The organism is Streptomyces sp. NPDC088725, assembly GCF_044751305.1.
Taxonomy (GTDB): Bacteria; Actinomycetota; Actinomycetes; order Streptomycetales; family Streptomycetaceae; genus Streptomyces.
The window spans coordinates 101768-114768 of the sequence record NZ_JBIVLO010000006.1; the positions used below are offsets into that span (position 1 = coordinate 101768).

Here is a 13001-nt window from a genome sequence, read left to right on the forward strand (position 1 = left end):
ACTCGCGCGTACGCAAGATCGGACCACCCGCCCGGAGCACCCGCCCGTGTGGCCCCGATCCGAACTGCCCGATCCGAGCCGCCCGACCCGAGTCCCCGATCCGAGAAGGATGGAATCCATGGCCCACGACGCTGATGTGATTGTGATCGGGGCCGGCCTCGCGGGCCTGGCCGCCGCCGCCGAACTGGTCGACGCGGGCCGCTCCGTCATCATCCTCGACCAGGAGCCCGAGCAGTCGCTCGGCGGGCAGGCGCACTGGTCCTTCGGCGGCCTGTTCTTCGTCGACTCGCCCGAGCAGCGCCGGATGCGCATCAAGGACAGCCGGGATCTCGCCCTCCAGGACTGGCACGGCGCGGCCGGCTTCGACCGGCAGGAGGACCACTGGCCGCGCCGGTGGGCCGAGGCGTACGTCGACTTCGCGGCCGGCGAGAAGCGCGACTGGCTGCACCGGCAGGGAATGCGGTTCTTCCCCGTCGTGTCCTGGGCGGAGCGCGGCGGCTACGGCGCCACCGGGCACGGCAATTCGGTGCCGCGTTTCCACATCACCTGGGGCACGGGCCCGGGGGTGGTCGCGCCGTTCGAACGGCGGGTGCGCGAGGGCGTCGCGCGGGGCCTCGTCACGTTCCGCTTCCGGCACCGCGTCACCGGCCTCGGGCGCACGGCGGGCGCCGTCGACACCGTCACCGGCGAGGTCCTCGAACCGAGCGCCGCGCCGCGCGGCAGCGCGAGCGGCCGCACGGTGACCGGGGACTTCACGCTCAGGGCGCAGGCCGTGATCATCACCTCGGGCGGTATCGGCGGCAATCACGACCTGGTCCGCGAGCAGTGGCCGGAGCGGCTCGGCACCCCGCCGCGCACGATGCTCTCCGGTGTGCCCGCGCATGTCGACGGGCTGATGCTCGGCGTCGCGGAGTCGGCGGGCGCCCGTCACATCAACGGAGACCGGATGTGGCACTACACGGAAGGCGTCGCGAACTGGGACCCGGTCTGGGCGGCGCACGGCATCCGCATCCTGCCGGGACCCTCGTCGCTCTGGTTCGACGCCCGCGGCCGCCGACTGCCGGTGCCGCTCTTCCCCGGCTTCGACACCCTCGGGACGCTGGAGCACATCACGCGTTCCGGCTACGAGTACACGTGGTTCGTGCTCAACCAGCGCATCATCGGCAAGGAGTTCGCACTCTCCGGCTCCGAGCAGAACCCCGATCTGACGGGCAAGTCGGTCCGCGGTGTGTTCGACCGGACCCGGACCGAAGTGCCGGGCCCGGTCAAGGCGTTCATGGACAAGGGCGCCGACTTCGTGGTGGAGCGGGACCTCGGCGCGCTCGTCCGCGGTATGAACGCGCTGACCGGGGAGACGCTGATCGACGAGGCGGAGCTGCGCCGCGAAATCACCGCGCGCGACCGGGAGATCGCCAACACGTTCACCAAGGACGCCCAGGTGACGGCGATCAGGGGAGCGCGCAGGTTCCTGGGCGACCGGCTGACCCGTACGGTCGCCCCGCACCGCGTCCTGGACCCGCAGGCGGGCCCGCTGATCGCCGTACGGCTGAACATCCTGACGCGCAAGTCACTCGGCGGTCTGGAGACCGACCTCTCCTCGCGCGTCCTCACGGCGGGCGGGGAGCCGCTGCCCGGGATGTACGCGGCGGGCGAGGCGGCCGGGTTCGGCGGCGGGGGCGTACACGGCTACCGGTCCCTGGAGGGCACGTTCCTCGGCGGCTGTATCTTCTCGGGCCGTACGGCGGGCCGTTCCGCGGCGAAGGCGGTCGACTGACGGAGACGTCTCGTACTCCGGACACCCCATGGAGCGGCCGGAGTGAAGCGGGCGCCCCGGGCCGCTGATGTGATCTCTCCCGCCGTGACCCGATCAAGCCCGAACTGGACCCCAAAAGAGAGAAGTTGACCGGTCAGCGGCCGACCATACCGCTCAACCGGGTCCGTCGATGTGCCAGTTGGCCGCCTTACGTAACGATTCGGGCCTTGACGTGGAGCGGTGGCTACGGCTTTGCTGTGCGCGATCATCGCTCGACACGTGCCCTGGAGGATTTCCGCGGATGTCACCGCCTCCGCCACCCCTCGGCCGCCCCCGAAGACGGCGCTCGAGATCGGGCCAGTTCTTCGATCCGGCCCTGGACGACGAAGAACTGGCCCTCACCAGAGATCAGTTGGCTCAGGGCCGCTGGTCGGAGGCGCGCACTCTGCTGGCGGCCACCGGCGACGACTGGGACCGCAGGGGGCACCGCGTCGTCGTACTCGCCCAGGCGCCCGGCGCCGCGGCGTGGGCCGGCGAATGGCTCATCGCCGAGCCGGAGAGCGCGGACGCCACGACCCTGTCCGCCTGTGCCACCGTCTTCGGTGTGCTGCGCGGCAAGGCGAAGGAAGCCCGGGCGCGCGAGATCTGCCGACAGGCCGTCAGACAGGCCCCGGCCGACCCGACTCCCTGGCTCGGTCTGCTGATTCTGGCGCGCACCCTCGGCACCGAGGAGGAGACCGCGCAGCTCTTCGACGAGGTCAGGACCCGTCACCCCGGCCATCACCACGCGCACCACCTGATGGCCGCGCGGCTCGCGGAGCGGCATCCCGGCGCGGGCCAGGACCCGCTGCACGAGGTCTACGACTTCGCCGCCTGGGCCGCCGAGCACGCGCCGCCCGACTCCCCGCTCGCCGTGCTTCCCGTGGTCGCCCACGCCGAGCGCTACCGGGTGCTCGCCACGTCCGGCCACGAGCCCGCCGACCCGGCCGTCTCGCCCCACTGGAAGGGACGCCGCGCACGGCAGGTGCTCACGACGGCCTTCGACTGGTGGCTGGAGTGCGAGACCGAGCGCCAGCCGCGCAACCGCGTCGACCTCAACTTCCTTGCGCACGCCCACCTGTACCAGGGCGGGATCGCCGAGGCCGCCGCGCTGTTCAACCGGATCGGCCCGCATCCCACCCGTGCTCCCTGGTCGTACCCGGACCGGGATCCGCACAAAGCGTTCCTTGCCGCGCGCGACGCCGCGCTCGGTCTCCGCTGAACGGCCGCTCCACACCCGCCCCGCATCCGCCCCGCATCCCGAAAGGACACTTCTGCCATGTCGACGGGCAGTTCGCGTACGAGTTCGCGTACGAGCGAGATCAACACGTACCGGGGGCAGGAGGGAGCACTGCGCGCCAATCGCCTCGGCACGGCCGGACTGCTGCTGTCCGTGCTCGCGGCCAGCGCGCCCCTGATGACCGTCGCCGGCCTCATGCCCACCGTGTACGGCGTGATGGGCGTCGTCGGCCAGCCGCTGCTCTACGTCACGCTCGGCGTCGTGCTGGTCCTCTTCAGCGTGGGATACGCGGAGATGAGCCGGCACGTGCACAACGCCGGCGCGTTCTACGCGTACATCGCCCGCGGTCTCGGCTCCACCGTGGGCACGGGGGCCTCGTTCGTCGCCCTCTTCGCGTACAACTCCATGCAGGTCGGCATCTACGGCCTGCTCGGCTTCGAGGTGTCCGGACTCTTCGACACCTACTTCGGTGTGACCGTCCCCTGGTGGATCCCCTCCCTGGTCGCCGTCGCTGCCGTCGGACTGCTCGGCTGGCTGAAGATCGACCTCAACGCCCGCGTCCTCGGCGTCCTGCTGCTCATCGAGGTCACTCTCGTCGTGATCTTCGACATCTCCTCGGTCGCGGACCCGGGCAAGGAGGGCGTCTCCTTCCATGCCTTCAACCCGGAGAACCTGAGCGGTGCGGGCATCGGCACCGCCCTCTGCTTCTGCATCGCCGCGTTCGTGGGCTTCGAACAGGCCCCCGTGTACGCGGAGGAGACCAGCAGGCCGCACGTCGTCGTCTCCCGTGTGATGTTCCTCGGCGTCGGTCTCTCCGCCCTCTTCCTGGCGCTCAGCGCCTGGGCCCTGTCCGTCGCGACCGGCCCCGCCGCGGTCGTCGGCGCGTCCGCGAAGGAGGGGCCCGGACTGATCTTCACGCTCACCGAGAGCAGGCTCGGGTCCACCTTCACCGACCTCCTGCACATCCTGTACGTCACCGGCATGTTCGCCGCGCTGCTCAGCTTCCACAACGTCGTCGCCCGGTACGCCTTCGCCATGGGCCGCGAGGGCCTGCTGCCCGCCACCTTCGGCCGGACCAACAAGAACAGCGGAGCGCCCGGTTCGGGATCGCTCCTGCAGTCCGCGTTCGCCGTCGTCGTCGTGCTCGCCTTCGCGCTCACCGACGACAAGCCGGCCGGCGACCCGACCGGGCCCGTGCTGCACCTGTTCACCTGGATGGGCAACCTCGGAGCGCTCGGCATCATCCTGCTGATGGCGGCCGCCGCCTTCGCCGTCATCGCCTTCTTCGTACGACGCGGGGCCGGCCGCCCCCAGGCGCCGCGTCTGGTCGCTTCCGGAATCGCGGGGATCGTGCTGCTGATGGTCGCCTTCTACACGGTCAGGGACTTCGGCGTGCTGGTGGGGGCAGGGCCCGGCTCCTCGCTGCGCTGGATCCTGCCGGCCGTCGTCGGGATCGTCCTGGCCGGTGGCCTCGTCTACGGCCTGGTGCTGCGCTCCGTGAAGCCCGAGGTGTACGCCAGGATCGGGCTCGGCAACGAGGCGTTCCAGCTGGAGAAGGCCGCGGGATCGCGGAGCGCCGGGGTCTGAGGCACCCGCGTACCGCGTCTCTGACGGACGACAAACGCGAAGGCCCCCTGCGGCCACCGGTTTCCGGCGGTCGCAGGGGGCCTTCGCGTCAGGTCGCTACAAGACCAGCGAGAGCAGCAGGACGCAGCCGAGGCTGACGACGGAGATGATCGTCTCCATCACCGACCACGTCTTGATCGTCTGTCCGACGTCCATCCCGAAGTACTCCTTCACCAGCCAGAACCCGGCGTCGTTCACATGGCTGAAGAAGAGCGAGCCCGCACCCACCGCGAGGACCAGCAGGGCGACGTGCGTGCTGGACATGTCCGCGGCGAGCGGCGCCACGAGTCCGGCGGCGGAGATGGTGGCCACCGTCGCGGACCCGGTGGCGAGCCGGATCGCGACGGCGATCAGCCAGCCCAGCAGGAGCGCGGGGATCGACCAGTCCTTGGAGATGTCCAGGATCATCTGGCCCACTCCGGAGTCGACCAGCGTCTGCTTGAAACCGCCACCGGCCGCGACGATCAGCAGCACACCGGCGATCGGGGCGAGGGACTTCTCGACGGTGGAGGAGAGCCGGTCCTTGGTGAAACCGGCCGCGCGGCCCAGCGTGAAGAGTCCGACGAGCACAGCCAGGAGCAGTGCGATCAGCGGGGAGCCGACCACGTCGGCGACGCGCTGGACACTGTCCTTCGGGTCGTCGATGACGATGTCGACCAGGGCCTTGCCCAGCATCAGTACGACGGGCAGCAGCACGGTGACGACCGTCGCGCCGAAGCTCGGCCGGGTGTCCAGTTCCTCGGAGGGGCGCTGCGGGATCATCTTCTCCGGGGGCTGGATGTCCACCCAGCGCGCCGCGTACTTCGAGAAGACCGGACCGGCGATGATCACCGTCGGGATCGCGACGACCACACCGAGCGCCAGCGTGACACCGAGGTTGGCGCCGAGGGCGTCGACCGCCACCAGCGGACCGGGGTGCGGGGGTATCAGCCCGTGCATCACGGAGAGCCCGGCCAGGGCCGGAATGCCGATCCGCATCAGGGAGAAGTTGCCGCGCTTGGCGACGAGCAGGACCACCGGGATCAGCAGCACGATGCCGATCTCGAAGAAGAGCGGCAGACCGACGATGGCGGCGATGAGCACCATGGCCCACGGCATGACCCGCCCGCTCGCCTTCGCGAGGATCGTGTCGACTATCTGGTCCGCGCCGCCGGAGTCGGCGAGCAGCCGGCCCAGAATCGCGCCCAGGGCGATGAGTACGCCCACGCTCGCGACCGTCGAGCCGAGGCCGGTGGTGAAGCTGGTGATCACCTTGTCCAGCGGCGCTCCCGCGACGGCGCCGAGCGCCAGGGAACCGATGGTCAGGGAGAGAAAGGCATGCAGTTTGAAGGCCGTTATGAGAACGACGATGACGGCTATGCCGACGAGTACGGCGATGCCCAGCTGTGCGTTGCCCGCCGAGGTGATCGGCTCTGCGGCATCCGCTGCCAGCATCTCGACGTTGAGAGTGCTCACGGAGACTTCCTAGGGTGTGAGGCTGTTGGGGAGGGTCGGCCTGTCCGGGCTCACCGCTCCAGGCGGCGCAGCGCGGCGACGGCCCGTTCGGTGATCTCTTCCGGGGTGCCCGACACATCGACGGACACGCCCGTCTCGTCGTCCTCCAGCGGCTGGAGGGTGGCGAACTGCGAGTCGAGCAGGGCCGTGGGCATGAAGTGGCCCTTGCGCTCCGCCATCCGCCGCTCGATGAGCGGCCGGTCGCCGGTCAGGTGCAGGAAGACGGTGTCGGGCGCCGCGTCCCGCAGCCGGTCGCGGTAGGCGCGCTTGAGCGCGGAGCTGGCGACCACCCCGCCCTGACCGGCCCTGCCGTGCGCCCACGCGCCGATCGCGTCGAGCCAGGGCAGGCGGTCCGCGTCGTCCAGGGGCGTGCCGGCCGACATCTTCGCGACGTTCTCCGGCGGGTGGAAGTCGTCGCCCTCGGCGTACGGAACGTTCAGCGCGGCGGCGACCAGTGGCCCGATCGTGGTCTTGCCCGTGCCTGCTACGCCCATCACCACGACGACGTGGGTGGTGCTCATGATTGCCCTCTCGATCAGATCCGACCCGCAACTGAAACTCATTAGGTACGACGTATTCAAGAGGCTGTGATGAAAACGTCATACTTTTGCATGGTCGATCGGCATCGTAGGCTTACGTCCATGACCACAGAAGGCCGGGGCCTGCATACCCGTGTGCTGGACACCCTCGGCCTCGCCATCACGGCGGGCGAGTACCCGCAGGGCAGTGTCGTACGCACCGACGAGGTGGCCCAGCGCTTCGACGTCTCGCGCACCGTCGTCCGCGAGGTGGTCAGGGTCCTCGAATCGATGCATCTGGTGGAGTCCCGGCGCCGGGTGGGGGTGACCGTACGGCCCACCGAGGAGTGGAACGTCTACGATCCGCAGGTCATCCGCTGGCGGCTGGCCGGCACCGACCGGCCGCGTCAGCTGCGCTCCCTGACCGTGCTGCGTTCCGCGATCGAGCCGGTCGCCGCGGGGCTCGCCGCCAGGCACGCCACGCCCGAGCAGTGTGCCGAACTCGCCGGGCTGGCCCTCGGGATGGTCGCCACCTCGCGGGGCCGCAGGCTCGAGGAGTACCTCGTGCACGACATGGCCTTCCACCGGGTCGTGCTCAACGCGTCGGGCAACGAGATGTTCGCGCGCCTCGGCGACGTCGTCGCCGAAGTCCTCACCGGACGCACGCGCCATCAGGTGATGTTCGACGACCCCGACCCGGCGGCCGTCACCCTGCACGTCCAGGTGGCCGAGGCGGTCCGGGACGGCGACGGCCGCCGCGCCGAGGAGCTGACCAGGCAGATCGCCGTCGGCGCCCTGCACGAATTGGACGTGCTCGCGCCCTGACAGTCCCTCGCCACGCGTCCCGGCACGGGATAGTGGTGGTGAGCGGGAACAACAGTGCCGGAAGCGCGTGAAGCGCTCATGGCTGTGAGGAAAGGCAGGTCCCTGGGATGTCGCAGCAGGTGCAAGGAGTCGTCGCGCCCGGCAAGAACCAGCCGGTGCGGATCGAGACGATCGTCGTGCCGGATCCGGGTCCGGGCGAGGCTGTGGTGAAAGTACAGGCGTGCGGCGTCTGCCACACCGATCTGCACTACAAGCAGGGCGGGATCAACGACGACTTCCCCTTCCTCCTCGGCCATGAGGCCGCGGGCGTGGTGGAGTCGGTGGGCGAAGGTGTCACGGAGGTCGCGCCCGGCGACTTCGTCGTCCTCAACTGGCGTGCGGTGTGCGGCAACTGCCGTGCCTGTCTGCGTGGCAGGCCGTGGTACTGCTTCAACACCCACAACGCCACGCAGAAGATGACGCTGACCGACGGTACGGAACTCTCCCCGGCCCTCGGCATCGGCGCCTTCGCGGAGAAGACCCTGGTCGCGGCCGGCCAGTGCACCAAGGTCGACCCGGGCGTATCGCCGTCCGTCGCGGGCCTGTTGGGCTGCGGTGTGATGGCCGGTATCGGCGCGGCGATCAACACGGGACAGGTCGGCCGCGGCGACTCCGTCGCGGTCTTCGGCTGCGGCGGTGTCGGTGACGCCGCCATCGTCGGCGCGCGCCTCGCGGGCGCGGCCAGGATCATCGCCGTCGACATCGACGACCGCAAGCTGACGACGGCGAAGTCGATGGGCGCCACCCACACCGTCAACTCCCGTTCCACGGACCCCGTCGAGGCGATCCGCGAACTGACCGGGGGATTCGGCGCCGATGTCGTCATCGAGGCGGTCGGCCGCCCCGAGACCTACGAACAGGCCTTCTACGCGCGTGACTTGGCGGGCACGGTCGTCCTGGTCGGCGTCCCCACACCGGAGATGAAGCTCGAACTGCCGCTCCTCGACATCTTCGGCCGCGGCGGCTCCCTCAAGTCCTCCTGGTACGGCGACTGTCTGCCGTCCCGTGACTTCCCAATGCTCATCGACCTGCACCAGCAGGGCCGCATCGACCTGGCCGCCTTCGTCACCGAGACCATCGGTCTCGGCGACGTCGAAAAGGCCTTCGCCCGCATGAGCGAGGGCGATGTGCTGCGTTCGGTGGTGACGTTCTGATGACCGCGCGCATCGACCACCTGGTCACCTCAGGCACCTTCTCACTCGACGGCGGCACCTGGGACGTCGACAACAACGTCTGGATCGTCGGTGACGACTCCGAGGCGATCGTCATCGACGCCGCGCACGACGCCGCGGCCATCGAGACCGCCCTCGGCGGCCGCACCCTGCGCGCCATCGTCTGCACCCACGCGCACAACGACCACATCGACGCCGCGCCGGCCCTCGCCGCGTCCACCGGCGCGCCCGTGCTGCTCCACCCGGACGATCTTCCGCTGTGGAAGCAGACGTACCCGGAGCAGATCCCGGACGAGCACCTCGCCGACGGCGCCACGCTCACCGTCGCGGGCATCACCCTGACCGTGCTCCACACCCCCGGCCACGCGCCGGGCGCGGTCTGCCTCTACGCGCCCGAGCTGTCGACCGTCTTCACCGGCGACACCCTCTTCCAGGGCGGCCCCGGCGCCACCGGGCGCTCGTACTCCGACTTCCCGACGATCGTGTCCTCGATCCGCGACCGGCTGCTCACCCTGCCGCCGGATACGGTGGTACGCACCGGACACGGCGACCCGACCACCATCGGCGCGGAAGCACCCCACCTGGCGGAGTGGCTTCAGCGGGGTCACTGACCCGGGACAGGGCCGAGGGACAACCGGCTCTCGAAGCGGCGCGGCTCACCCGTCAGCGGATCCGTGAACTCCAACACCTTCGCGAGGAGCCGCAGCGGCCGGGAGTAGTCGTCGGGCCCCGGCTCCTGGACGACCGGATAGACCGGGTCGTCCAGGAGCGGGAGCCCCAGCGCGTTCATATGCACCCGCAGCTGATGGGTACGGCCGGTCGCGGGCAGCAGCCGGTAGCGGCCGTACCCGCCGTGGTGTCCGAGCAGTTCGACACGGCTCTCGCTGTTCGGCTCCCCGCCCGGCACCTCCCGGGCCGCCATGACCCCGCGCTCCTTCTCGATCCGGCTGCGCACGGTCACCGGCAGCGCCACCGCCGGGTCGTACGGCGCGATGGCCTCGTACTCCTTGCGCACCCGCCGGTCACGGAAGAGCGTCTGGTACGCGCCCCGGTCCTCCGGCCGTACGACGAAGAGCACCAGCCCCGCCGTCAGCCGGTCGAGCCGGTGCGCGGGCTGGAGCGCGGGCAGGCCGAGGTCCCGCCGCAGCCGGGCCGACGCGGTCTCGGTGATGTGGCCGCCCCGGGGCATGGTGGCCAGGAAGTGCGGCTTGTCGGCGATCACGATCCGCTCGTCGCGGTGGACGACGCCGATGCCGAAGGGCACCCGCTCCTCGGGCGCGAAGTCCCGGTGGAACCACACGTACCGCCCGGCGGTGTACGGCTCCGCCGGCCCGACCGGCCGCCCGTCGGCCCCGACGAACCGCCCCTCCCCGAACATCGCGTCGATCCGCTCCCCGCCGACGGCGCGTCCGAACCGCGCGATCAGGTGGTCCCGTACGGTCGGCCAGTCGTGCCCCGGATCAGGCGGCAGCCGCAGCCGGACCGGGTCGACGCCGTCCCGCTGGGGGAGCGGCGCGGGCGGGGCGCTGTTCCTGCGTACCACGGCTCTGCTCCCTCCACCTCAGCCTCTGCCGGTTCCGGTCTCTCGGCTCTGAGCTGGGGAAACGTACCTCATTCGGCCCCCTCCCGCAGCCCGTCCCACCCCGCGGGGCGGGATGAGACGGGATCACGTGGCCGCCAGCCCCATGATGGTTCGGTGATCAGTGTCCTGTTCGCCGTACTGACCGCGATCAGCAACGGCTCAGCCTCCGTGCTCCAGCGCCGTGCCGCGTCCATCGTGCCCGACAAGGAGGCGATGCACTTCTCGCTGATCCGGCATCTGGTCCGGCAGAAGGTGTGGCTGGCCGGGATCTGCATGGTGGTCGTGGCGGCGGTCTGCCAGGCGGTTGCCCTCGCCACAGGACCGATCGCGGTGGTCCAGCCGATCTTCGTGATCGAGCTGCCCACGACGCTGCTGATGGCCTCGTACGTCTTCGGACACCCGCTGCCGCGCGGCGCGTGGTTCGGCGTGGCGGCGGTGACTTCCGGCCTCGCCCTGGGCATGGCGTCGGCCGCGCCGGGAGGTGGCACCGAGACCGTGAACGGGACCGCCTGGATTCCGGCGCTGATCATCACCGTGCTCTTCGAGGCGGGGATCATCAGCTGGGCGCAGCGGGCCTGCGGAAACCTGCGGGCCGCGCTGTTCGCACTGGCCGCGGCGTGCGGATACGCCCTGACCGCGGCCCTGATGAAGGACGCCGTGGCCCGTCTGGAGGACGGCGACGGGGTGGTCGCGCTGTTCTCCTCCTGGCAGCTGTACGGCACCGCCGTCGCGGGCGTCGGCGCGCTGTTCCTCCTCCAGAACGCCCTCCAGGCCGGTGCGCTGGTGGCGTCCCAGCCGATGCTCACCCTCGGCGACGCGCTGATCAGCATCACGTACGGCGTGACGCTGTTCAGCGAGCACCTGCGCACCGGCTGGTGGCTGTTGCCCGAACTCCTCGCGGTCGCCCTGATCACCGCCGGCTGCATCGAACTGGCCCGCTCCCCCCTGGCCACCGGGACCCGGCCGAAGCCGAAACCGAAGCGCAGACGGCTTCGCTGACCCGGGAATGGGGAAGCCGGACCGTCAGACCCGTTCGAGCAGTCCGGCCGCGGCGTCCTCGGCCGCCTGCTCCCGCAGCCGGTAGTGGATCTTCTTGCCGGTCGCGGTGACCGGCAGCGCGTCGACGAACCGGTAGGCGCGCGGCCGCTTGTACGGAGCCAGCATCGGGTGCGCCCGGCAGTGCTTCTCGCACTGGGCCGCCGTCAGCGCCGGGTCCTTGCGCACCACGTACGCGGTGACCAGCTGCCCCCACACCGGGTCGGGCGCGCCCACGACCACCGAGTCGGCGACCCCGGGGTGCTCGCCCAGCACCTCTTCCACCTGCACCGGATGGACGTTCTCGCCGCCCGACAGGATCATGTCGTCGCGGCGGCCGACGATCGTGACGTACTCGTCCTCGTCCCAGGTCGCGAGGTCGCCGATGTACAGCCAGCCGTCGCGGAAATTCTCCGCCTCCTCGTCGGGCCTGCCGATGTAGCCGTACCCCGACTTCGGGGACCGGACGATCACCTCGCCGATCTCCCGGCCGTCCTTCGCCGCCAGCTCGCCGGGCGCCGCCCGCCGGCCCTCGTGGACCCGCACCACGGCCACGTCGTCGTCCGTACTGGCCCGCCCCGCGCTGCCCGCGTGCTCCGGCAGGTCGGCGGGGCGCAGGAAGGTGTTCCAGAACGCCTCGGTCGTGCCGTACCCGTTGAAGATCCGCGGTGTCAGTACCTCCTGGTACCGCAAGGCCGCCGCCCGGTCCAGCGGCGCGCCCATCGTGACGATGCCGCGCAGCGCCGACAGGTCGCGGTGCTCCCGCACCTGCGCGTCGGCCAGCCGCTCCAGATTGGTCGGCGCACCGATCAGGAACGTGATCCCGCGCTCCTGCACCAGATCGAGGACGGTGTCCGCGTCGAAGTGACGCAGCGGCACCACCTCCGCGCCCGCGTAGAAGACGGGGTTGGGGCCGCCCGCGTACAGACCGCCGCGATGGAACCACGGCGTCATGTTCAGGGTGCGGTCCTCGGGCGACAGCGGGAAGTGCATGATCACGTCGTGCGCGGACAGCACCTCCGTGGCGTTGTTGAGCGGTACGCCCTTGGGCAGTCCCGTGGTGCCCGAGGTGTAGAGGCGGGTGGTCTCCGCGTAGATCCCGCCGTCCGGCGCCGGCGGCGGGGCCGTGCCCGCGCCCCGGGCCGCCAGGTCCCCGAACGGGACGGAGTCCGGCAGCGGGCCGTCCCCGTCCCGGCCCGAGCCGACGTGCGCGATCAGCGCGGGACGGTGGCCGGCGAGCGCGAGCGCCCGGCCCGCGTTCTGAGTGACGGCCGTGTCGTACACGAAGACGCGTGGCCGGCCGGTGTCCAGCACATGTGCGCTCTCGCCGGGCGCCAGACGGAAGTTGACGGGCGAGCCGATCGCGCCGAGCCGCTGAGCGGCCAGATACAGCAGCGCGAACTCGGGCCCGTTGAACAGCTGGTACGCCACCAGATCGCCGGGGCGCACCCCGGACGCGGCGAGCCCGGCGGCCAGCCGCTCGACCTCCCGGCCCAGCTCCGCGTACGTCCAGGACCGCCCGGTCGCCGGGTCCGACATGGCGGTGGCGCGGGCGTACCGGTGGGTGTTGCGCTCGAAACCGGACCAATAGGTGAACCGCTGCTCGAAGACGGAACGGAAGGCGTCGGGATCGTAGGCAGGAGTGTTCATATCAGGCAGCTCCACGGAGACATACGGT

At 70.8% G+C, this 13001-nt stretch carries 11 protein-coding genes; 7 read left to right on the plus strand and 4 right to left on the minus strand.

The window, feature by feature from the left end:
* The first annotated feature begins 118 nt into the window (after window positions 1-118).
* The 3 genes from ACIP6N_RS16810 to ACIP6N_RS16820 all read left to right on the plus strand — a co-directional run bounded on the left by ACIP6N_RS16810 (window position 119) and on the right by ACIP6N_RS16820 (window position 4619).
* Window positions 119-1774, plus strand: a complete 1656-nt coding sequence (locus ACIP6N_RS16810) for an FAD-binding dehydrogenase (RefSeq protein WP_401816377.1) — start codon at window positions 119-121, stop codon at window positions 1772-1774.
* 280 nt (window positions 1775-2054) lie between these two features.
* Entirely contained in the window at window positions 2055-3014 is a 960-nt protein-coding gene (locus tag ACIP6N_RS16815) for a hypothetical protein (RefSeq protein ID WP_401816379.1), read from the plus strand.
* A gap of 57 nt (window positions 3015-3071) precedes the next feature.
* Complete coding sequence (locus ACIP6N_RS16820) at window positions 3072-4619, plus strand: APC family permease (protein ID WP_401816380.1); 1548 nt, start codon at window positions 3072-3074, stop codon at window positions 4617-4619.
* Window positions 4620-4715: 96 nt separating this feature from the next.
* Here the strand turns inward: ACIP6N_RS16820 and ACIP6N_RS16825 are convergent, their stop codons facing one another.
* Both ACIP6N_RS16825 and ACIP6N_RS16830 read right to left on the minus strand, forming a co-directional pair.
* On the minus strand, window positions 4716-6113 hold the full coding sequence (locus ACIP6N_RS16825) for a gluconate:H+ symporter (RefSeq protein ID WP_401816381.1): 1398 nt from the start codon (window positions 6111-6113) through the stop codon (window positions 4716-4718).
* Between the two features lie 50 nt (window positions 6114-6163).
* Complete coding sequence (locus ACIP6N_RS16830) at window positions 6164-6673, minus strand: gluconokinase (RefSeq protein ID WP_401816383.1); 510 nt, start codon at window positions 6671-6673, stop codon at window positions 6164-6166.
* 120 nt (window positions 6674-6793) lie between these two features.
* On the opposite strand from ACIP6N_RS16830, the gene ACIP6N_RS16835 reads away from it, so the two are divergent.
* From ACIP6N_RS16835 to ACIP6N_RS16845, 3 genes are all read left to right on the plus strand, one after another.
* Entirely contained in the window at window positions 6794-7495 is a 702-nt protein-coding gene (locus tag ACIP6N_RS16835) for a FadR/GntR family transcriptional regulator (protein ID WP_401816384.1), read from the plus strand.
* Between the two features lie 107 nt (window positions 7496-7602).
* A complete protein-coding gene (locus ACIP6N_RS16840; protein WP_401816385.1) occupies window positions 7603-8688 on the plus strand; it encodes an S-(hydroxymethyl)mycothiol dehydrogenase in 1086 nt (361 codons plus the stop codon).
* On the plus strand, window positions 8688-9317 hold the full coding sequence (locus tag ACIP6N_RS16845; protein WP_401816386.1) for an MBL fold metallo-hydrolase: 630 nt from the start codon (window positions 8688-8690) through the stop codon (window positions 9315-9317). Before ACIP6N_RS16840 ends, ACIP6N_RS16845 begins: the two co-directional genes overlap by 1 nt.
* Here the strand turns inward: ACIP6N_RS16845 and ACIP6N_RS16850 are convergent.
* On the minus strand, window positions 9311-10249 hold the full coding sequence (locus ACIP6N_RS16850; RefSeq protein ID WP_401816388.1) for an RluA family pseudouridine synthase: 939 nt from the start codon (window positions 10247-10249) through the stop codon (window positions 9311-9313). The genes ACIP6N_RS16845 and ACIP6N_RS16850 overlap by 7 nt on opposite strands.
* A 153-nt stretch (window positions 10250-10402) precedes the next feature.
* Here ACIP6N_RS16850 and ACIP6N_RS16855 point away from each other — a divergent pair, with 153 nt between their 5' ends.
* On the plus strand, window positions 10403-11287 hold the full coding sequence (locus ACIP6N_RS16855) for a DMT family transporter (RefSeq protein ID WP_401816390.1): 885 nt from the start codon (window positions 10403-10405) through the stop codon (window positions 11285-11287).
* A 24-nt stretch (window positions 11288-11311) separates the two neighbouring features.
* Here the strand turns inward: ACIP6N_RS16855 and ACIP6N_RS16860 are convergent, their stop codons facing one another.
* Window positions 11312-12973, minus strand: a complete 1662-nt coding sequence (locus ACIP6N_RS16860; protein WP_401816392.1) for a class I adenylate-forming enzyme family protein — start codon at window positions 12971-12973, stop codon at window positions 11312-11314.
* Between the last annotated feature and the right edge of the window lie 28 nt (window positions 12974-13001).